The organism is Streptomyces sp. NPDC051582, assembly GCF_040681715.1.
Taxonomy (GTDB): domain Bacteria; phylum Actinomycetota; class Actinomycetes; order Streptomycetales; family Streptomycetaceae; genus Streptomyces.
This window is the reverse complement of the sequence record NZ_JBFAZJ010000024.1, coordinates 114538-134153: the sequence shown is the minus strand read 5'-3', so window position 1 is coordinate 134153 and position 19616 is coordinate 114538. Positions and strand designations below refer to the sequence as shown.

Annotated in this window: 18 protein-coding genes; 12 read left to right on the top strand and 6 right to left on the bottom strand. The window is 75.1% G+C overall.

The genetic code is table 11. The features are described 5' to 3' along the window. Window positions 1-8 precede the first annotated feature (8 nt). The 6 genes from AB0M92_RS27840 to AB0M92_RS27815 are packed head-to-tail and all read right to left on the bottom strand — an operon-like array spanning window position 9 to window position 5723. Window positions 9-833 (bottom strand): hypothetical protein, encoded by an 825-nt coding sequence (locus AB0M92_RS27840; RefSeq protein ID WP_366105053.1) that lies wholly within the window; start codon window positions 831-833, stop codon window positions 9-11. Beyond that, window positions 826-1584 (bottom strand): ABC transporter permease, encoded by a 759-nt coding sequence (locus AB0M92_RS27835; RefSeq protein WP_366105052.1) that lies wholly within the window; start codon window positions 1582-1584, stop codon window positions 826-828. Before AB0M92_RS27835 ends, AB0M92_RS27840 begins: the two co-directional genes overlap by 8 nt. Next, entirely contained in the window at window positions 1581-2519 is a 939-nt protein-coding gene (locus tag AB0M92_RS27830) for an ABC transporter ATP-binding protein (protein WP_366105051.1), read from the bottom strand. Before AB0M92_RS27830 ends, AB0M92_RS27835 begins: the two co-directional genes overlap by 4 nt. Window positions 2520-2522: 3 nt before the next feature. Beyond that, the gene (locus AB0M92_RS27825) at window positions 2523-3617 is read right to left on the bottom strand and encodes a hypothetical protein (RefSeq protein ID WP_366105050.1); all 1095 of its coding nucleotides are present in this window, start codon (window positions 3615-3617) and stop codon (window positions 2523-2525) included. Window positions 3618-3663: 46 nt separating this feature from the next. Further along, window positions 3664-4500, bottom strand: coding sequence for a hypothetical protein (locus AB0M92_RS27820; protein ID WP_366105049.1), 837 nt, complete (start codon window positions 4498-4500; stop codon window positions 3664-3666). After that, complete coding sequence (locus AB0M92_RS27815; protein ID WP_366105048.1) at window positions 4497-5723, bottom strand: pitrilysin family protein; 1227 nt, start codon at window positions 5721-5723, stop codon at window positions 4497-4499. The genes AB0M92_RS27820 and AB0M92_RS27815 overlap by 4 nt, the downstream gene beginning before the upstream one ends. Before the next feature lie 467 nt (window positions 5724-6190). Here AB0M92_RS27815 and AB0M92_RS27810 point away from each other — a divergent pair, with 467 nt between their 5' ends. The 12 genes from AB0M92_RS27810 (at window position 6191) to AB0M92_RS27755 (ending at window position 19616) form a co-directional block, all read left to right on the top strand. Next, window positions 6191-7090, top strand: coding sequence for a hypothetical protein (locus tag AB0M92_RS27810; RefSeq protein WP_366105047.1), 900 nt, complete (start codon window positions 6191-6193; stop codon window positions 7088-7090). Then, entirely contained in the window at window positions 7087-8613 is a 1527-nt protein-coding gene (locus AB0M92_RS27805; protein WP_366105046.1) for an amino acid--tRNA ligase-related protein, read from the top strand. The genes AB0M92_RS27810 and AB0M92_RS27805 overlap by 4 nt, the downstream gene beginning before the upstream one ends. After that, window positions 8603-10120: a long-chain fatty acid--CoA ligase gene (locus AB0M92_RS27800; RefSeq protein WP_366105045.1), complete on the top strand. Its 1518-nt coding sequence runs from the start codon at window positions 8603-8605 to the stop codon at window positions 10118-10120. The genes AB0M92_RS27805 and AB0M92_RS27800 overlap by 11 nt, the downstream gene beginning before the upstream one ends. Continuing rightward, window positions 10117-10956 (top strand): TIM barrel protein, encoded by an 840-nt coding sequence (locus tag AB0M92_RS27795; RefSeq protein WP_366105044.1) that lies wholly within the window; start codon window positions 10117-10119, stop codon window positions 10954-10956. Before AB0M92_RS27800 ends, AB0M92_RS27795 begins: the two co-directional genes overlap by 4 nt. Further along, window positions 10953-12380, top strand: a complete 1428-nt coding sequence (locus AB0M92_RS27790) for a pentapeptide repeat-containing protein (protein WP_366105043.1) — start codon at window positions 10953-10955, stop codon at window positions 12378-12380. Before AB0M92_RS27795 ends, AB0M92_RS27790 begins: the two co-directional genes overlap by 4 nt. After that, the gene (locus AB0M92_RS27785; RefSeq protein ID WP_366105042.1) at window positions 12377-13042 is read left to right on the top strand and encodes a PIG-L deacetylase family protein; all 666 of its coding nucleotides are present in this window, start codon (window positions 12377-12379) and stop codon (window positions 13040-13042) included. The genes AB0M92_RS27790 and AB0M92_RS27785 overlap by 4 nt, the downstream gene beginning before the upstream one ends. Before the next feature lie 33 nt (window positions 13043-13075). Then, window positions 13076-14497: a UDP binding domain-containing protein gene (locus AB0M92_RS27780; RefSeq protein WP_366105041.1), complete on the top strand. Its 1422-nt coding sequence runs from the start codon at window positions 13076-13078 to the stop codon at window positions 14495-14497. Further along, a complete protein-coding gene (locus AB0M92_RS27775; protein ID WP_366105040.1) occupies window positions 14494-15642 on the top strand; it encodes an acyl-CoA dehydrogenase family protein in 1149 nt (382 codons plus the stop codon). The genes AB0M92_RS27780 and AB0M92_RS27775 overlap by 4 nt, the downstream gene beginning before the upstream one ends. Next, window positions 15639-16850: a pyridoxal phosphate-dependent aminotransferase gene (locus AB0M92_RS27770; protein ID WP_366105039.1), complete on the top strand. Its 1212-nt coding sequence runs from the start codon at window positions 15639-15641 to the stop codon at window positions 16848-16850. The genes AB0M92_RS27775 and AB0M92_RS27770 overlap by 4 nt, the downstream gene beginning before the upstream one ends. Window positions 16851-16915: 65 nt before the next feature. Continuing rightward, a complete protein-coding gene (locus tag AB0M92_RS27765) occupies window positions 16916-17671 on the top strand; it encodes a YggS family pyridoxal phosphate-dependent enzyme (protein ID WP_366105063.1) in 756 nt (251 codons plus the stop codon). Beyond that, window positions 17668-18426 (top strand): class I SAM-dependent methyltransferase, encoded by a 759-nt coding sequence (locus AB0M92_RS27760; protein WP_366105038.1) that lies wholly within the window; start codon window positions 17668-17670, stop codon window positions 18424-18426. Before AB0M92_RS27765 ends, AB0M92_RS27760 begins: the two co-directional genes overlap by 4 nt. Next, entirely contained in the window at window positions 18423-19616 is a 1194-nt protein-coding gene (locus AB0M92_RS27755) for a class I SAM-dependent methyltransferase (RefSeq protein WP_366105037.1), read from the top strand. The genes AB0M92_RS27760 and AB0M92_RS27755 overlap by 4 nt, the downstream gene beginning before the upstream one ends.

Sequence of the window (19616 nt, the reverse complement as noted above, 5' to 3'; positions counted from 1 at the left end):
CCGCGCCCTCAGCGCAGGCTGAGGGCGCCGGACCGGACCGTGTGCCGCAGGCCGTGGGTGAGCAGCAGGAAGCCGGCCGCGGCCCATCCCGCGAGGACCAGGGCCTCCTGGAGCACGAGGGTGGCCGGCAGCGTGCCGTCCAGCGCCAGCTGGCGTACGGCTGCCAGTCCGTGGCTCACCGGCAGCACCGCCGCGATCCCCGCGAGCACTCCGCTCCGCGGTACGGGGGTGTTCACCCCGGCCACCAGCAGCAGCGTGATGGTGGTGGCGACGGTCAGGTACATCCGGGACTCGGGCTTGCGCAGGGCGGCGCCGGAGAGGCACAGGGCGAGGCAGTAGACGCCGAGCGTCATCAGGAGGTTCACGCCCAGGATGGCGGGCAGGGCCGCCCAGTGGAGCGGTACGGGCAGCAGCAGGTGCACGGTGAGCAGCGCGACGGTCGAGGTCAGGAGGCCGTCGGTGACCCAGTGCAGCCCGCGCGAGGCCAGTGCGAGGAACGGCGGCGTACGGCTGATGAGCAGGAACTGCAGTGTTCCCGAGCGGAGTTCGCCGACGGTGGAGGTGACCACGCCCAGTGCGCCGAGGGGGCCGAGCACGACGGCGTTGCCCAGGGCGAGGTAGCCCTGCTGTCCGGGCGAGCCGAGGAGCTGGCCCAGGTTGGCGAAGAAGAGCACCTGGCACAGCAGCCGGACCACCCAGCCGCCGAGCCAGGAGCGCCAGGTGAACATGGCCCGGTAGTCCTGGTACGCGGCGAGGGCTCCGTAGCCGACCAGTTGGAGCACCGCCCCCGCGGAACGCCTGGCCATCGGGTCGGGACCGGGGCTGCTAGTCATGGAGCACCACCTTTCCGCTGCGGACGGAGGCGAGGACCCGGCGCAGCAGGAACATGCCCAGCAGGGTCTGGACCAGGATCAGGGCGCAGAGCACGCCCAGGCGCTGCGCCAGGTGCGGGACCGGTCCGGCGGCCGCGTCCCGGAGCAGGTCGGTCCCCCAGGAGAGGAAGAAGCCCTTCGCCAGGGAGTCGAACGGGGCCGGCAGCCGGTCGACGGGGAGGATCAGGCCGCCCAGCAGGTAGAAGGGGTAGGTCAGGGAGTTCTGGAGCGTGCGCGCTCCCCGCGCCTTGATCATCAGTCCGCTGACCAGCAGCGCGGCGCTCGCGCATCCCGCGATCAGCAGGACCGTCACGGCCAGGGCCGTCACCGGGCTGCGCAGTGCCACGTCCAGGCCGAACAGGCCCCGTCCGATGAGGACGACCTCGAACAGCACCGGCAGGGCGAGCAGGGTGGTGGTGAAGGTGCGCACGGCCAGGGCCAGGAGGTAGCGGTCCGGGGTGAGAAGCGACAGCTCCAGCGTGCCGTCGGACCGGTCGTCGTCGACGACCTCGGCCGCGACGAACACCGCGTGGGCCCACAGGCTCATGACGAACGCGGTGAGCGCCACGGTGGTGGCCAGTTCGCCGCGGTGGTGGCTCTGCAGGAAGTGGAAGAAGACCAGCGAGTACAGCGGTATCACGGCCAGGGTGGCGAGCATCCCCGGTGAGCGGACCAGGATCACGCCCTGCGCCCGTGCGGCGGCGGTTATCACAGCGTGAACTCCCGGTCCTCGATGACGGTCCGGTAGACCTCCGCCAGTCCGGGGGCGGCGACCGCGATGGACTCGGCGCGGGCCTGGGCGAGCAGCAGCAGGGCCTGGGCGAGGCTCTCGTCGTCGGCGGGGCGGGCCGTGAGGTTGCCCTCGGCGTCGGTGGCGGCGCTGCCGGGCAGCGCGGCGATGCGCGCGGCGGTGTCGGCCGATACGCCCACGGCGGTCAGGGTGCGGGGGGCGCGCAGGTCGGCGAGCAGCTCCGTCGCGGAGCCGATCCGCAGGATGCGGCCGTGGTCGATGAGGGCGACGCGGGAGCAGAGGGCCTGCGCCTCCTGCATGTCGTGCGTGGTCAAGACGATGGTGGTCCCGTTGCTGCGCAGGGTGCGGACCAGTTCGCGGAACCCGGCCCCGGCGTGCGGGTCCATTCCGTTGGTCGGTTCGTCCATGACGAGTACGTCCGGCTCGCCGAGCAGGGCGCGGGCCAGGTGGACCCGCTGCACCATGCCCCGGGAGAACGTCTCGACCCGGTCGTCGCTGCGGCCGGCCAGGCCCAGGAGTTCCAGGACCTCTTCGGTGCGCCGGCGGACGGCCCGCGGGTCGAGGCCCTGCAGGGCGGCCCAGTACCGCAGGTTCTGGCGGGCGGTCAGGCGGCCGTACAGGCCCCGGTCGCCGCCGAGCACCAGGCCGATGCGGCGGCGCACCTCGCGCGGCCGGTCCACGACGTCGAATCCGGCGACCCGGGCCGTGCCGGAGGTGGGGACGAGCAGGGTGGTGAGGATGCGGGAGAGGGTCGTCTTGCCCGCTCCGTTGGGTCCGAGCAGGCCGAGCACCTCGCCCTGTCCGACGTCGAGGCTGACGTGGTCGAGGGCGGTGACCTGGCGGCCCCGCCGGGTCCGGAAGGTCCGGGTCAGGTCCTCCACTTCGATGACGGACACGGCTCAGGCCTCCCGGCGCGGGGCGGGCCGCAGCGGCCAGGGGGCCAGCGCGGCGAGGCGTTCCAGGGCGCAGGCGTGCAGCGCGGGGTCGACCAGCTCGCCGGGGACGATCAGGAAGTCCCCGACCGGTGTCCGGCTGATGGTGCCCCCGGTCCAGGCGTGTTCGGTGCTGCGGTGTCCCTCGCCGCGGCGCAGCGGGGAGGTCAGCTGCATGCCGTACCGCTGCCGGGCGGGGGCGGACGGCGCCTGCGCGCGGCGGCGCAGCTCCGTGTCGGCCGGGCCGCGCAGTCCCCCGACCAGTTCGTCGGGGACGGTGGCGGCCAGGCGGGGGTAGGCGCGCACGCGCTCGCACAGGGCGAGCAGTTCGGGGGCCAGGGCGAACTCCCCGGCGGCGGCGATCAGCGCCCGGGGGGCGGGGGCCGCGGGTGAGGTCAGGACGCAGACGAGGTCGATGATGTCCTTGACGGTGTAGGGGCGCTGGAAGCGCTCCTCGGCCAGGGAGAGCACGTCGGCGATGACCTGGTCCCCGGGCAGCGGCACGCGCAGCGGTACCCCTCCGGGGTCTCCGGCGAAGGCGAAGGTGGTGACCTCGATGCCGTGGTCCGGGTCGATCAGCGGGTCCTCGCCGGGCCACCACAGGCCCGCGTAGAGGTGCCGCTGCCCTTGGTCGTCGAGTTGGGTCAGTTCCGCCTCGTCGCTGTCGTGGCGGTCCAGCGCGAGGGCCAGGACCTGCCACAGGGCGTCCTCGCAGGACACGACGACGTCGAGGTCGCCCAGGGCCCGCAGGGTCCCTTCGGGATAGTGGCGGGCCAGCGACGGGCCCTTGACCACGCGGGCGCCGGGCACCCGGGCCGTCTCGTCCGCCAGCAGGCGGTAGGTCTCGGCGCGCCGGTGCATGCGGGCGAGTTCGCCGCGGGCACCGGCGCCCATGGCGGTGCCCTCCCGTTCGGCCAGGGACAGGACGAGAGGGGCGAGGACGCCCCGCACCTGTCGGGCGGCCTGGAGGAGGCGCCGGACGGGCAGTTCGGTGTCGACCTCCAGGAGCTCGTAGAGCAGGTCGAGGGTGAGGGGGAAGTCGGAGCGGTGATCCGATGTCATAGGAGGACTCCTCGGAGCCTGGGGAGGTTCGACCCCGGCGGGGTGGTCAGGGGCGGGCGGCGTACGCGTAGCCGTGGGTCGGCGTCCAGCCCTGCCGGCGCAGCGCGGCCACGACCAGGGAGGCCCGTTCCCGGCCTTCGGGGTCGACGGGGTGGGTGACGTTGCCGATCAGCGGCTTGCCCAGGGCGGCGGCGGTGTCGGCACAGGCCGCCACCAGGCGTTCGATCGCGGCCCGGCGCAGGGCGGCGTCGTCGATGAGGATGTCCACCAGGTCGACGAACCCGGTGCCGCTGACGTCGTCGTACGCGTCGGTCAGGACGGTGGCGTGCCCGATCGCCTCGGGCGCGTCGGGTGTCCGCACCAGGTAGGAGCGCCGGTCGGGGGCTTCGAGCAGTTGGCGGACGGCCTGCTCGGTGCCTTCGGTCGTCCCGGTGTGCCCGCGGCCGGCCGACGCGTCGCGGATCGCCCGCGCGAGCCATTGCCCGACGGCCGCGTCGTCCGCCTCCGCGGCCTCGGTCAAGCGCAGCGGTACGGGGGCGGGGGCGGGGGCGGGCGGCCGCGGCGGGTGGTGGCGCAGGTAGCTCAGCAGGGGTTGGAGCCCGGGGGGAGCGGGGAGGTGCGCCGGGACGCGCACCACGGCCGAGGTGCAGTCGGGGTGGCGCCGGAAGAGGGTGTCGAGCAGGCGGGGCGCCCGGGCCAGGAGCGCCGGGTCGGCGTGCTCCACCAGGCACTGCAGCTCCCCGCTGGCCGGTTCGACGTACTCGCCCGCCACCACCGGCAGGCCGTCGATGCGGCTGAGCAGTCCGGACTCGTCCGCGGCCCGCAGGTACCGGTCGTCGATGTCGAACGGCCCGGGCGGCGGGCCGCCGGGGGCCGGGCTCACTTCGGCTCCGGCCGGACGACCGCGATCAGGGATGCGCCCAGCTCGCCGGCGGCCCGGGCGACGTCGGCGGCCGTCACGGCCGCGAGCGCTTCGATCTCCTGCTCCGCGTCCCAGACCCGCTCGTTCAGGATCCGCTGGGTGGCGACGGCGACGGCCCGGTCCAGGGGTGCCTCTGCCTCCCGGACGGCCTCGACGGTCGCCCGTCGGACGGCCGCCGCGACGTCCTGCTCGCGCGGGCCGTCCTCGGCGACGGCGCGCAGCACGTCGCGGAACGCTTCGAGCAGCCGGGGGGCGTTGTCCGGCTCGCAGCCGGCGAGCATCCTCCAGGCCCCGGAGTCGCTGTAATTGCGCGACCAGGAGCGGAAGGCGTAGGCCAGTGCCTCCTGGTTGCGGATCCTGGCGTAGAGGGGGGAAGCGGGGCTGCCGCCCAGGAGGTGCGCGAGGACGGTGTAGGCGTGCCTGCGGGGGTCGCCGGCGTGCGGTGCGCGTCCGCCGGCGAGCAGCCAGCAGAAGGAGTCCGGCCACTGGTCGACGGCCTGCGGGACGGGAGGTCCGGGGACTCCGCCGAGGGAGCCGAGCCGCGGGTCGGGGACCTCGTGGCGCGCCGCGAGGCCGAGGCCGCCGCGCTCCAGGGCCTCGCGCAGGGCGTCTTCGGGCAGTCCGCCGGCCGCGGCCACGGCGATCGGGGCGGTGCGCAGCGCCAAGGCGTGCGCCTCGCGCAGGGAGTCGAGGGTGAGGCCGGAGACGGTCTCGGGGCGTCCGCCGACCGGCGAGCCCAGCGGGTGCCCGTCGAAGAGCCGGGAGAAGAAGGCGTCCTGCACGGCGTCCGCGTCGTCGGAGACGGCGGCGGCGAGTTCCTGGAGGACCACGTCCCGTTCGCCCTCGAAGTCGGCCCGGTCCCACTGGGGATCGAGCAGCGCGCGGCACATCCACGCGGCGACGTCGGCCGCGTCCTCGGTGAGCACCTGGGCGTGGATGACCAGCGATTCGGGGCCGGTGGAGGCGTTGCAGTCGCCGCCCCGGTCCTCGATGCGCTCGCTCAGCGACGGCCCGTCCCCCAGGGGCGCGGACATCAGCAGGTGTTCGAGCATGTGGGCGGCGCCCGCGAGGCCCGGTGGGTCGTGCCGGGCTCCGAATCCGAGCGCGACGCACAGGCTGGTGGTGCGCAGGGACGGGTCGTGGTGCACGACCACGGGAACGTCGAACGTCGGTGATGAGGTCATGGTGTTTCCCGTCGTGCGAATGGGGCTGGGAGACAGGCAGGGGTGCCGCCGGACGGAAGTCCGGCGGCACCCCTCAGGTCAGGCGAATTACTTGCCCGTGCGGACGTTGACCTTGTCGAGACGCGGACGCATGGAAACGGCGTGGTTGCGGTTCATGAGAGAACTCCTCTGTGTCAAACGGTTATTCGGAATGTTCCGGCGGGGCGTTTTCCCCGGCGGCACGTCAACCATTTGACCGGCCAGGACGGGGGCTGTCAACAATTCCGGCCATCACGAAAACGCGTATCACGTGATTGCGCCACCGAATTCGAGTTCACTATTCCGCGTCTCGCGCCGGAACGGGCCGCGCCTATTCGTTGATGTACGGAATGAGTTTTCGGCGGCAATATCGGAATCGTTATCCGCCGTTCCTGCGTTCGGCCGGGTCAGGACGTCCCGCGTACGTGTACTCCCTGAAGGAGAGCCAAGTGTCGAGCACCCACTCCCTGTTGCTGATCAAACCGGACGGGGTGGAGCGGCAGCTCCAGCAGGCGGTCGTCGAGGCCGCCGAGGAGGTCGGCCTCACCGTCGTCTGCCGGCACCGGCTGCTGCTCGGCGAGGAGGAGATCGTCCGGGCCTGGGCGGACACCCGCCGCACCGAGCACCCGTTGGAGCACCTGTCCCTGGACTTCTGGTACGGCGGGCGGCCGATGGAGGTGCTGCTGGTGCGCGGCCCGGACGCCTTCACCCGCGCGAACCGGGCGAAGTCCGCGGTGCGGGCCGGGTACCGGCTCGGCCCCTTCGGCAACGTGGTCCACGCCCCCGACCACACGGGGGAGTTCGAGCTCCAGCTGTCCGTGTTCGCCGGCGACTGCCCGACCTGCGCCGGGACGCTCTCCACCGACTTCGGCGACTACGCCGACGTGCCCCAGGCCTACCCGCCCGGCGCGCTGCTCCCCGACGCTTGGCGCGACATCGAACGGCTGCGGGAACTGGCGCAGCCGATGTGGGAGGACCCGGCGTCCTGCTTCTGGCGTCCGACCTACCCGGAGCCCTACCGGGCCCCGGATGCGGGGGCGCGGGACCACGCCGTGTACATCGCCGCCTCCCCGAACCAGCTCTCCTTCGACAACCTGGTGGGGGCGCTGCTGACGGCACTGCCGGGCATCGCGTTCCCGCACGCCCTCGAACTGATCGTCTCGGCGCTGCACCACCAGGACTTCACGCTGGCCGTCGGCACCCTGGCCGAGTGCGAGCGCTACCGGGACGCGCTCATGGCGCAGGGCCTCAACACCCCCATCCGTACGCTCGCCCAGGACAGGGTTCGCCGCCGGGAGCAGATCCGCACGGGCGGCACGGTGGGCACCGCCGGGGCGTCGGCGGCATGAGCGGCCAGCTGGCCGACCGGCGGGCCAAGCGCGCGGCGCTGCTGGCGGCGGGGGTCGACCCGTATCCGCCGGCCCGGCCCGTCGGCGCCCGCGTCGCCGGGCTCCGGCAGCGCTACGGCGCGCTGCCCCCGGGCACCCGGACCGGCGTGGTGGTGACCGTGGCCGGCCGGATCACCAGCCGCCGCGAGCACCGCAGCGTCGAGTTCGCCACCCTGCGCGACGGGGCCGAGGAGATCCAGGTCCTGCTGGCCGGCGACCGGGGCACCGGCGTCCCGCGGGCCGCGTGGCGGGAGCGGACGGATCTGGGCGACCTGGTGGTGGTCGACGGCGAGCTGGTCACCACCGGCAGCGGTGCCCTGGCCGTGGCGGCGCGGCGGTTCACGCTCGCGGCGAAGGCGCTGCGGCCGCTGCCGGGCCGACCCGGCGGGGCGGGGTCGGCGGCCGGGCCGGCAGCCGGGTCGGCGGACGGCCTCCCGGGGGCGCACCGGGACCGCTACCGGCAGATGCTGCTGGACCCTGCCGAGACCGCTCGCGCGCACGCCCGGGGCGCGGCCCTGCGGGCGCTGCGGGAGTGCCTGTACGAGCGGGGGTTCACCGAGACCGACACTCCCCTGCTGCACCCGGTGCCCAGTGGCACGGCCCGCCCGTTCACGGCCCGCATGAACGCCTGGGGCCTGCCGCTGCACCTGCGGGGCACGGCCGAGATGTACCTCAAGCGGCTCGTGGTCGGGGGCATGGACCGGGTCTTCGAGATCGGCCGGGCCTTCCGGAACGAGGGCGCCGACGCCCTGCACTTCCCGGAGTTCAGCGTCTGCGAGGCCTACGCCGTCCACAGCGACTACCGGGACGCCGCCGCGCTGGCCGAGCGGCTGGTGGCCGCCGTCGCGCGCGCCCTGGACGGACCGGAGGCGGCGCCCCCGTCCTTCGCCCGGGAGCGTTTCCACGACCTGCTCGGCGCGGCCCTCGGTACGGAGGTGGACGCCTCGACCCCGCGCGAGGAGCTGGCGGGCCACGCCGCGCGGCACGGCATCGCGGTACCGGAGGGCGCCGGACCCGGCGCCCTGGGGCACCTGCTCTACCGCAAGCTGGCCGAACCCCGGCTCGACCGGCCGACGTTCGTCTTCGACTTCCCCTCCGAGGGCGCGATCCTGGCCCGCCCGCACCGCCGGGACCCCGCGCTCGTCGAGAGCTGGACGCTGGTGATCGGCGGCCTGGACGTCGGCCAGGGGTGCACCGAGCTGACCGACCCGGTCGAGCAGCGCCGCCGCTTCGCCGCCCAAGCCGCCGCGCGGGCCGGGCAGCGTCCCGGCGCCGCCGTCCTCGACGAGGGCTTCCTGGCCGCCCTGGAGCACGGCCTGCCACCGCTGGGAGGCCTCGTACTGGGGGTGGACCGGCTGATCACGGCGCTGCGCGGTACGGGGCGCCTGCGCGACCACCAGTGCCACCCCATCGCGCGGCCCGAACCCGCGCCCCCCGCCCCGGCCCCCGCCGACACCCGGAAGGAGCACCACGGTGATCACTGACCACGAGCGGCTCGACGACCTGCTGGACGGCGCCTGCACCCGGTTCGCGGACCGGGCCGCCCTCACCGGGGGAGGCCGCACCCTCACGTACGCCGGGCTGGCGGCCGAGGCGGCGCGGCTGCGCGCCTCACTGGCGGCGGCCGGGCACCGCACGGCCGGAGCCGTCCTGGTCCGGGTGGGCAACGAACCGACCGACCTCGCCGCCCAACTGGCGGTCTGGCAGGCCCAGGGCGTCGTCGTCCCGGTCCACCGGAGCTCGCCGGACGCCGTGCTGCGGGAGACCGCCGAACGCACCGGCGCCCGCCTCGTGCTGGACGGGGCGCGCTCCGCCGGCGACCGCGTCCGCGCGATCGACCCGGCGCCGGACCGTACCCCCCGGGACCTCGACGCGGACCAGGCGCTGGTGGCGTTCACCTCCGGAACCACCGGACGCCCCAAGGGGGTCGTCCTTTCCCACCGGGCCCTGACCACCAAGCTGCGCGCCATCGCCCGGGTGCTGCCGTTCCGGCCCGGCGACCAGGCCCTCCAGGTCCTCCAGCTCAACTTCACCTTCGGGCAGTGGACCTCGCTGCTGACCCTGGCCACCGGCGGCACCCTGCACCTGCTGCCCCGCTTCGACGCACCGGCCGTACTGCGCCGGCTCGCCGCCGGGCGGACCGACCGGATCGCGGTGGTGCCCAGCATGCTGCGCCTGGTCGACCGGGAGCTGAGCACCCCCGGCACGGGACCGGAGCTGCGCGACGCGCTGCGGGCGTCCGGCGGGCCCGGCACGTGGATCACCGGCGGGGAACCGCTGCCCGCCGGGCTCGGCCACCGGCTGCGGGCCGCGCTGCCCGGCTCGGGCATCGCCGACGTCTACGGGCTCAGCGAGACCTCCACCTCCGACTTCATCCTCACCCCCGACCGGTACGACGCCGCGGCGGGCACCATCGGCCGGCCGAGCCCGGGCGTGGAGTTCCGCATCGCCACCGGCGACGGCCCGCCGCGACCGCCCGTTCCCGGCGCCGTCGGCGAACTGTGCCTGCGGACCCCCCATCTGATGACCGGGTACCTCGACGACCCGGCGGCCACCCGGGCCGCGCTGGACGGCGACTGGCTGCGCACCGGCGATCTGGCCACCGTCCGTCCCGCCGACGGCATGGTGGAACTGGTCGGCCGGAAGAAGCAGCTGATCTCCCGGGGCGGCATCAAGATCGCGCCGCTGGAGGTGGAGCGCCCCTACGCGCTCCACCCGGCCGGCGCCGGCTGCCTGGCCGTCGGCGTCCCGGACCCGATGCTCGGGGAGCGCGTCCACCTGGTGTTCGTCGCCGCCCCGGGCACCAGCCCCACCGAGGACGAACTGCGCGCCCACGGCCGCCGCCACCTGGAGCCGTACCAGGTGCCCGAACGCGTCCACTTCGTGGCGGAACTCCCGCTGGGCCGGACCGGCAAGACGGACCGGGCCGCCGCCGCCCGGCTGGCCGCGACCGCCGCGACCGCCGCGACCGGGACGGAGGCCGTCCGGTGACCCTGCTCGGCGTCTCCACCGCAGCCCTCGCCGACCGCAACGACTTCGGTGCGCTGCTCGCCTACCGGCCCGACGTGATCGAGTTCTACGGGTATCCCGCCACGGCGCTGCCCCGCATCGCGCGGTTCTGCGCCGAGCACGGCATCCGCCCGGCCCTGCACACCCCGGTCCCGTACGAAGGCGCCACCGCTCCCCGGCGCTTCGCGCCCACCGGCCCGGACCCGCGGGAAGCGGCGGCGGCCCTGCGGCTGACCGAGGCCACCGTGCGCTGCGCGGCCGACCTGGGCGCGCTCCACGTGGTGGTGCACTTCCCCAGCCCCTATCCGCCCTACGAGGAGGCGGGGTTCGAGGAGGCGGCCCGGGACTTCCTGTCCGCCACGGCCGCACTCGCCCGCGAGCACGGTGTCGCCGTGCTCGTCGAGAACCTCTCCGCCCATCCGCTGCTGCGCACCCCCGAGCAGTACCACCGGGCCCTGGCCGCCCACCCCGAGCTGGGCCTGTGCCTCGACCTCGGGCACGCACACCTCCTCGGCGCGGACGCCGCGGCGCCCGCCGGCTTCGCGGCCCTCTTCGGGTCCCGGGTCCGCAGCATGCACGTCTACGAGACCACCGCCGAGCGCTACCCGCGGTACGGGCACGAGCCCGCGAGCCGGGGGGGCACCCGGGCCGAGGGCTTCATGGGCCTTCGTGACCTGCTCCCCGACCTCCTGCGCCGCACCCGACCGGTGGCGCTGGTCATGGAGCACGAGCCGGTCGCACCCGGCACCGAGCCGGCCGTCGCCGACTGGCTCAGAGAACTGATCCACCACCACGACGACGCAGGAGCGATCGTATGAGCAACAGCACGCATCTGGGTCTGGTGACCCGCCTCGCCGAGACCGGGGGCACGGACCGCACCACGCTGCTGAAGGAACTGTCGGAAACCACCCAGCACCTGATCGACACCACCGGCCGCGGCCTCGACCTCACCGAGGCCGACCTCACCGGCTTCGACCTGAGCGAAGCCGATCTGCGCCGCGCCACCTTGAACCGGGCCGTACTGCACAGCACCCTGCTGGTCTCGGCCGACCTCTCCGAGGTCTCGATGGTCTGCCCCGGCATGGAACGCACCAACCTCCAGGGCGCCAGCCTGCGCTCGGCCTACGTGCACGCACTGGCCGCGCAGACCTGCACCTTCGACGGCGCCGACCTCTCCGGTCTGCGGGACGCCACCGGCACCCTGTTCCACGGGTGCAGCATGCGCGGCGCCCACCTGGACGGCGCCCACCTGGCGGGGTCCTTCTTCTACCAGTGCGATCTGTCGGACGGCTCCGCGCAGGCCGCGAACCTCCAGGGCGCGCTCGTCAACGAATGCCTCCTGGACAACGCCGTCTTCGACGGCGCACTGGTCGACCAGCTCACGGTCACGAAGTCCTCCCTGCACGAGACCTCGCTGCGCGGCGCGAGCGGCAAGGGGCTGGTCCTTCAGCGCCTGACCGCCGCGGACGGACTGGTGCTCGCCGACGCCTCCCTGCCCGGTCTGCGCCTGTCCGAAGTACGGGCCGACCGGGTCGACGCCGCAGGGCTCGCCGCCCGCGAAGCCGATCTCACCGAGACCGTGCTGACCGGGTCCGACCTGACCCGCGCCGACCTCAGCCGCGCCCGGATCAGCCACTGCGACCTGCCCGGCGTACTGCTCACCGAGGCGCACCTGACCGGCGGATCGATGGCCTCCAGCAGTCTGCGCGGCGCCGTGCTGCGCGGCGGCCACGGCGAGAACCTGCACCTGGTGGAGAGCGACCTGAGCGGCGCGGACCTGGCCGGCTTCACCGGGCGCTGTCTGACGGCCCGTGACGTGCGGCTCACCGGGGCCAACCTGCGGGGTGCCAATCTCTACCGGGCCATGCTCACCGGCGACCCGCCCCGCGCCATGAGCCTGCGCGGCGCCGTTCTGGAGAACGCCACCCTGGTCCAGGCCTACATCGCCGCCGACCTGCGGGAGGCCGACCTGCGGGGCGCCAACTGCGCCTACAGCCGCTTCAGCCAGTCGGACCTCAGCGGCGCCCGCCTGGACGGCGCGAGCATGTACCAGTCCACCTGGATCAAGGTCCCGGTCCGCGGCGCCGTCCTGACCGGGGTGCGCGCCCCGGTGTTCGCCAACCGGTGCCCCGGCCTGCGCGAAGCGCTGGAACGGGCGGGGGGTCCCGCCGCGGCGGAGTTCACCGCCTTCCTGGGGGCCTTCGAGACCGCCCTCGCCACCGGCCGCAAGGGCTCCACGTGACCCGCGTCCTGATCGTCGCGGCCCACCCCGACGATGCCGAACTGGCCCTCGGCGGGACCATCGCCCACCTCACCGAGCACGGCACCGAGGTGACCGTCGCCCTGTTCACCGTCTCCGAGACGGCCGGCCGCGAGGACCCCGGGCGCCGTGCCCGGCGCATCGAAGCCGCCGAGGCCGCCGCCGGGGTCCTGGGGCACCGGCTGCACTGGCTCGGCGACGGCCGGTACGACCAGGTCGAGGACATCCCCGAGTACCGGGCGGTCGGGCTCGTCGACGAGCTGGTGGCGCACACCGGTCCCGACACCGTCATCAGCCACTGGGACGGCGATTCGCACGGCGACCACGTCCGCGTCGCCCGCGCGGTCGTCGCCTCGTCCCGGCGCTGGCCGCAGGCCGCGCTGGCGCAGTTCGGTCCCAACGAACACCGCACCGTGCGCCACGCGGAGTTCGTCCCCAACCTCTACGTCCCCACCGGCGGCCAACTCGCGCGCAAGGCGCGGGCCCTCGCCTGCCACCGCTACCCCGGGCAGGGGTTCCGCGCCCTGGACACCGACTCGGTCGAGCTGTTCGACCGGGCGCGGGGGGCCGCCGTGGGGCTGGACGCGGCCGAAGGGCTGCGCCTCGTACGTCATCGCTTCACGCCCGGCCGTCCGCTCCTCTGAGTGCCCGGCCTTCACACCGAGGGAGTCACCGCCGTGACATCACTGACCACCGAGACGTCCTGGGCTCCGCCCGCACCGGCCGCCGGGGCGGCACCGGCCGCCGTACCCGCCGTACCCGCCGTCCCCGCGCCCCGCCACGACTACCGGGCCGACCTGGCGGCCGGGCGCGCCGCAGCCTGCGTCTGGGGCCTGGGCCACATCGGCTGGTCCACCGTCGAGGCACTGCGCGCCGAGGGCGTCGCCGTCGTCGGGTACGACGTCGACCCCGCCCGGGCCGAGCAGCGCCGCGCCGTCGCGGCCGGACCGGCCGGCCCCGCCGCCCGGGTGACCTCGGACCGGGCCCGCGCCCTCGCCGACGACGTCGCCGTGCACTTCGTCGCCGTACCCACCGAACGCGAGGCGGAGCCCTTCTCCGGGGCACTGGTCGAGGTGTTCGCCGCGATCGTCGCCGACACCGCCGCGCGGCGGCCGGGGCGCGCGCCGCTGGTGATCGTCGAGTCGACGCTGACCCCGGGCACGGTCGAGGAGCTGCTGCTCCCGATCGTCACCTCGGCCGGCCTGGAGCCCGACACCGACCTGCTGCTCGCCCTGGCCCCCCGCCGCGACTGGTTCCTCGCCGAGGGCTACGGCCTGCGCGACCTCGACCGGATCTACTGCGGCGTGGGGGCACGCTCCGCCGACGCCGCCCGGGACGTGCTGGGGCTGATGTGCGACACCCTGCACCGGGCGCCCAGCCACATCGAGGGCGAGCTCGTGAAGTGCGTGGAGAACGCCTACCGCCACGTGGAGATCACCCTGGCCAACCAGCTGAGCCTGGCCTACTCGCACGTGGACATGGTGGAGGTGCTGCGACTCGCCGGCACCAAGTGGAACATCGGGACCTTCCACCCGAGCTTCGGCACCGGCGGCTACTGCATCCCGCTCTCCAGCCGGTACCTCCTGCGGGGCGCGACCGACGCCACCCGGCTGTCGCTGCTCAGCGAGGCGGTGGACACCGACATGCGAATGCGCGACCTGGTCGCCGAGGCGGTCGCACCCCGGGGCCGGGTGCTGGTCCTCGGGCTCGCCTACAAGGGGGGCATCAAGGTGGCCACGCTCAGTCCCACCGTGCGGATCACCGAGGAACTGCGGCGGCTGGGGACCGAGTTCAGCGTGTACGACCCGATGTACAGCGCCGAGGAGATCGACTCCCTGCTCGGCCCCGGCACGGCGGCCACCGATCTGGCCGGGGCCTTCCGGGAGGCCTCCACCGTCCTCGTCGTCCCCGACCACCCGGAGTTCCGCGGCGAGCCGTACCTCTCCCTGCTCGAAGAGCCGCGCGAGCAGCCCCTGCTGGTCCTGGACAACCACGGGGTCTGGGACGACCGGGAGTGGCCCGCCCACATCGCCTACCGCAGAGCCGGCGGGATCTCCTGGCTGGACGTCACCGGCCACGGCCCGGCGGACGCCCGATGACCGGCCCCGCCCCCGCCCCCGCCGCCCGCACCCGGCCGACCGCGCCGGACGGCGCCCGCCCCACGGGCGCCGCCGCCGACCCGGTGGTCGTCCGGACCCGGGCGGTGGCCCGGGAGCTGCTGGCCCCGGCCGCCGCCGCGACCGCCGCGGGCCGGGTCCCGCGCTCCCACCTGGACGCCCTGGGTGAGGCGGGCGCCCTGGGCACCGCCGTGTACCGGCCGGCCGGGGCGTCCACCGCGGCGCAGGTCCAGCGCGAGGTGTCCGAGACGATCGCCGCCGCGGACGGCTCGACCTGGTGCGTCTACGCCCAGCACCACCACCCGATGCGGGAGGTGGCGGGCAGCTCCGATCCCGGGGTTCGCGAGCGCTGGTCCGCCCCCATGGCGGACGGCCGGGTGCTGGCGGCGGGCGCGAGCTCGCACCTGCGCCGGCCGGGCCCGCCGGCCGTCACCGCCGTCCGCGACGGGCAGGGCTGGCGGCTGCACGGCCGCCTCGCGTGGCTGTCCGGCTGGGGGATCGCCGACGTCGTCATGGTGGGCGCGGTGACCTCCGACGACCGCGTCCTGTTCGCCCTGCTGGACTGCGGCGAAGGGGCCGGCCTCACCGATGTGCGCCCGCACCGTCTGTGGAGCATGGCGGCGACCAGCACGGTGTCGGCGCGGCTGGACGGAGCCCTCGTCGCGCCCGACCGGCTGATCGCCCTCCACCCGGGCGCCGAGTGGCGGCGCGCCGATGCCGAGCGGCGTCCCAACGTCAACCCCGGCGTGTTCGGCACCATCGCCGCCGCCACGGCCGCTCTGACCGATGCCGGGCAGAGCCCCGAGTACCGCGAACTGGGCCTGCGCGTCGCCGCCGAGGCGGGCCCCCTGCGCGACGCCGCCTACCGGCTGATGGACGACGTACCGGCGCACGAGGCGGCGGACGAGCGCCTCGCGGTCCGGGCGGCGGTCCTGGAACTGGCCGGCCGGGCCGCCGCCGCCTGCGTCGCGGCCGGCGGCGGGGCGAGCGCCGCCGCCGGTTCGCTGCCGGCCCGGCTGCTGGCGGAGGCCTCCTTCCACCTCGTCCAGGCGCAGACCCGGGAGAGCCGTACCGCCACGGGGGTCCGGATGCTCGCCGTCGCCGACGCCGTCCGGAGCGCGCGGTGACGGGCCCGGGGCGCGCCCGCCGGGTCCGGCTCGCGGACACCGGCCCCACCGTGTTCGCGGAGATGTCCGAACGGGCCGCCCGGCACGGCGCGGTCAACCTCGGCCAGGGCTTTCCGGACACCCCGGGACCCGCGCCGGTCGTCGAGTCCGCGATCGCCGCCCTGCGCGCCGGACACCACCAGTACCCGCCGGTCCCCGGACTGCCGCAGCTGCGCAGTGCCGTCGCCGACCACCAGAAGACCTGGTACGGGATCGACCTGGACCCGGCCCGCGAGGTCGTGGTGACCACCGGGGCGTCCGAGGCACTGGCGGCCGCCCTGCTGGCACTGACCGGCCCGGGGGACGAGGTCGTCGTCCTGGAGCCGTACTACGACGCCTACGCTGCCTGTGTGGCGCTGGCGGGGGCCACGCTGGTGCCCGTCCGGCTCGACCCGCCCTCCTTCACCCTGGACCCGGCTGCGCTGCGGCGCGCCGTGACGCCGCGGACGAAGGTCCTGCTGGTCAACTCCCCGCACAATCCAACCGGTTCGGTACTGCCCCCCGAATCCCTGCGGCTGATCGCGGAGGTCGCCCGGGCCCACGACCTGCTGGTCGTCTCCGACGAGGTCTACGAGCACCTGGTGTACGAGGGGCCGCCGCACCAGCCCCTGGCCGCCCTGCCGGGCATGGCGGAGCGGACCCTGACCATCGGATCGGCCGGCAAGACCTTCTCCTTCACCGGGTGGAAGGTCGGCTGGGCCACCGGTCCCCGCGATCTGGTCGAGGCGGTCACGGCGGTCAAGCAGTACCTGTCGTTCGCCTCCGGGACGCCCTTCCAGCACGCGGTGGCGGACGCCCTGCGGCTGCCCGCCGCGCACTTCACCGGCTTGCGCGACTCGCTCAGGCGCCGCCGTGACCTGCTGGTCGCCGGTCTCAACGCGGCGGGCCTGACCGCGCACGCCCCGCGCGGCACCTACTTCGTGACCGCCGACATCCGCCCGCTGGGCGAGCGGGACGGCCTGGCGTTCTGCCGCTCCCTGCCCGCCCGCTGCGGTGTCGCGGCCATCCCCAACCAGGTCTTCTACGCCGATCCGGACGCGGGCCGCCCCTTCGTCCGGTTCACGTTCTGCAAGCAGGAGGCCGTGCTCAAGGAGGCGGTGCGAAGGCTCGCCTCCCTGCACGACAGCCGCCCGGCAGCCACCCTCCGTACGGAAGAGACGAGCTCGTGACCACAACGGCCGACCACCCCACCGCCTTCCCCGCCGCCCTCCCGGCCGCCCTGCGCCGGGCCGAACTGGAAGCCGGCCTGCGGGCCGTCACCGGCCGCATCGAGGCGGCGGCGGCCGCCTGCGGCCGCGATCCGCGTGACATCACCCTGGTGGCCGTCACCAAGACCCGGCCCGCGTCGGACGCCCGCCTGCTGCACGGGCTCGGCGTCGGGCACATGGGCGAGAACCACGACCGGGAAGCGGCCGCCAAGGCCGCCGACCTGGCCGATCTCGCCGATCTCGCCGAGCCGCCGCAGTGGCACTTCGTCGGCTCGCTCCAGCGCAACAAGGCCGCCTCGGTGGCCCGTTACGCCGCGCTCGTGCACTCGGTGGACCGTCCCGCGCTGGTGACGGCCCTGTCCCGGGGAGCCCAGAACGCCGGCCGGACGGTCTCCTGCCTCCTCCAGGTCAGCCTGGACGGCGACCCGCGCCGCGGCGGCGTGCCGGCCGAAGGGCTCGGGGCCCTTGCGGAAGCGGTCGCGGACGCGCCGGGCCTGCGGCTGGCCGGGGTGATGGCGGTCGCCCCGCTCACCGAGCCGGCCGACGCGGCGTTCGCCCGGCTGGCCGGGCTCGCCGGCCGGCTGCGCGCGGACCACCCGGCGGCCACCGCCGTGTCGGCCGGCATGAGCGGGGACCTGGAGGCGGCCGTCGCGGCCGGAGCGACCCACCTGCGGGTCGGCTCCGCCCTGCTCGGGGCCCGCGCCTACCCGGCCCGCCCCGGACCCCCGGACCCGTACGTCTCCCGGGACACGCACGGCACCCTGCTGGGCGGTGCCGCATGAGCGCTCCCACGCAGCCGCCGCTCGTGCGCCTCGGCCTGCCGGCCGCCGGCACCGGGACCCGGTCCCTGGACCTGCGCTACCTGGAGCGCCCGCCCGCCCACCACCAACGTCCCTACTTCCCCTTCGTCGCGGACCACCTGCGAGGGCTCCTGGACCGGCCGGGCGCCTCCGTACTGGACATCGGCTGCGCCAACGGCGCCTTCCTGCACCACTTGGCGGGCCGCTACCCGCAGGCCCGGCTCTCCGGCGTCGACGCACTGCCCGAGCTCGTGGAGCACGCGGCCCGGCACGTGCCGTCGGCCGACTTCGCCGTGGGCGACGTGGGCCGCGCCCGGACCCTGCCCGGACGGCAGTTCAGCGCGGTCACCCTGCTCACCCTGCACAGCCACTTCGACTCCCTCGACCCCTGGCTGGACCACGTCCTGGACCTGGTCGAACCCGGCGGGCGCGCCCTGCTGTTCGGCACCTTCAACCCCTTCCCCGTCGACGTGCTCGTCCGCCTGCGGCAGGCCGACGGCGAGGGGGACGGCAGCTGGCTCCCCGGGTGGAACGTGCACTCCCGCGCCGCGTTCGCGGACCGTATCGGCGCGCGGGGGCTGCGCCACCGGTTCCACGAGTACGAGCCGCCGGCGAGCGTCCCGCACGCCCCGCACGACCCGCTGAGCACGCGCCGCGCGACCTTGGACGGCGCACCCGTGCTGACCAACGGCGCCGGGGTGCTCCTCCCCTTCGCCCTGCTGGAGATCTCCGTATGAGCCCGCGCCGCCCCGCCGAACCCCTGGCCGAGCCGTTCCGCGCCCTCCTGCGCAGCCCCACGACGGGGTCCGCGCTGACCTGGGCCGAACCGTACGTCCTCACCGACGGCGACTCGCTGTGGCCCTGCCTGGACGGCATCCCCTACCTGCGCACCGGGCGCGACGACCTGCGTGCGCGGACCGTCGACGCCATCCGGGCGGGCGACCTCGACCGGGCCCTCGCCCTGCTGCTGTGCGACCGCAAGGACGACACGGTCCCACCCGCCGATCCCGCCTCGGCGCTCGCCGTGGCCACCGGCGCCACGACCGCCGCGGCGGCCATGGCCGGACTCGGCTACGGCGGCCTGGCCCCCTACTTCCTGCACCGCTGGTGCCAGCCGACGTACCTCAGCGGCCTCGCCCTGCTGGACACGCACGTACCGACCGGCGCCACCCTCTTCGAGATCGGCTGCGGGGCCGGACACTTCCTGCGCACCTGGACGGAGCGCTCGGGTCCCGCCATCGGCTCCGACCTGGTCTTCTCCCACCTGTGGCTGGCCCGGACCTTCTGCGCCCCGGCGGCGCACCTGGTCTGCTTCGACGCCGAAGGCGCCTTCCCGCTCGCGGACGGCGCCGCCGGGGCGGCCCTCAGCCACGACAGCTTCCACTACTTCCGCGACAAGCGGCACGTCCTGGCGGAGCTGCTGCGCGTCAGCGGCACCGGGCCGGTCCTGCTGGGCCACGTCCACAACGCCTCGCGCGACAACTACTCCGCGGGCCACCCGCTGCCCACCGAGGCGTACCTCGAAGCGCTCGACCCCGACCACTGCTACGACGACGAAGCCCTCACCGACGCGGCACTGCACGGACGTACGGCGGCGCCGGTGCGCGGTGAGGAGCTGCGCGACGCGGCGGCGCCGGCCTTCGCCTGCCGGACGAGCGAAGCCCCGGCCACCCCCGGACGGCTCACCGGGACCGTGCCGGGGCGCCCGCTGAGCGTCAATCCGCTCCTGACCGACAACGGGCCCGTCTGGCCCGACGAGAAGTTCGCCCGCGAGTTCACCGACGGCTGGCCGTACCTGCGCGATCTCGCGCGGCCTCCCCGGGCCACCGTGGCCGCGGCCCGCGCGGGGCTCGCCGGCAGCGACCCGGACGTCGACCGGTTCGCCCGGCGGCGCGCACTCCTGGACCTTCCCGAAAGCTGGCTCTGA

What these genes read in the sequence shown, in the direction of transcription:
- AB0M92_RS27840 (WP_366105053.1), bottom strand. Translation starts at nt 833, where the DNA reads ATGACTAGCAGCCCCGGTCCCGACCCGATGGCCAGGCGTTCCGCGGGG.
- AB0M92_RS27825 (WP_366105050.1), bottom strand. Translation starts at nt 3,617, where the DNA reads ATGACATCGGATCACCGCTCCGACTTCCCCCTCACCCTCGACCTGCTC.
- AB0M92_RS27815 (WP_366105048.1), bottom strand. Translation starts at nt 5,723, where the DNA reads ATGACCTCATCACCGACGTTCGACGTTCCCGTGGTCGTGCACCACGAC.
- AB0M92_RS27805 (WP_366105046.1), top strand. Translation starts at nt 7,087, where the DNA reads ATGAGCGGCCAGCTGGCCGACCGGCGGGCCAAGCGCGCGGCGCTGCTG.
- AB0M92_RS27790 (WP_366105043.1), top strand. Translation starts at nt 10,953, where the DNA reads ATGAGCAACAGCACGCATCTGGGTCTGGTGACCCGCCTCGCCGAGACC.
- AB0M92_RS27775 (WP_366105040.1), top strand. Translation starts at nt 14,494, where the DNA reads ATGACCGGCCCCGCCCCCGCCCCCGCCGCCCGCACCCGGCCGACCGCG.
- AB0M92_RS27760 (WP_366105038.1), top strand. Translation starts at nt 17,668, where the DNA reads ATGAGCGCTCCCACGCAGCCGCCGCTCGTGCGCCTCGGCCTGCCGGCC.
- AB0M92_RS27755 (WP_366105037.1), top strand. Translation starts at nt 18,423, where the DNA reads ATGAGCCCGCGCCGCCCCGCCGAACCCCTGGCCGAGCCGTTCCGCGCC.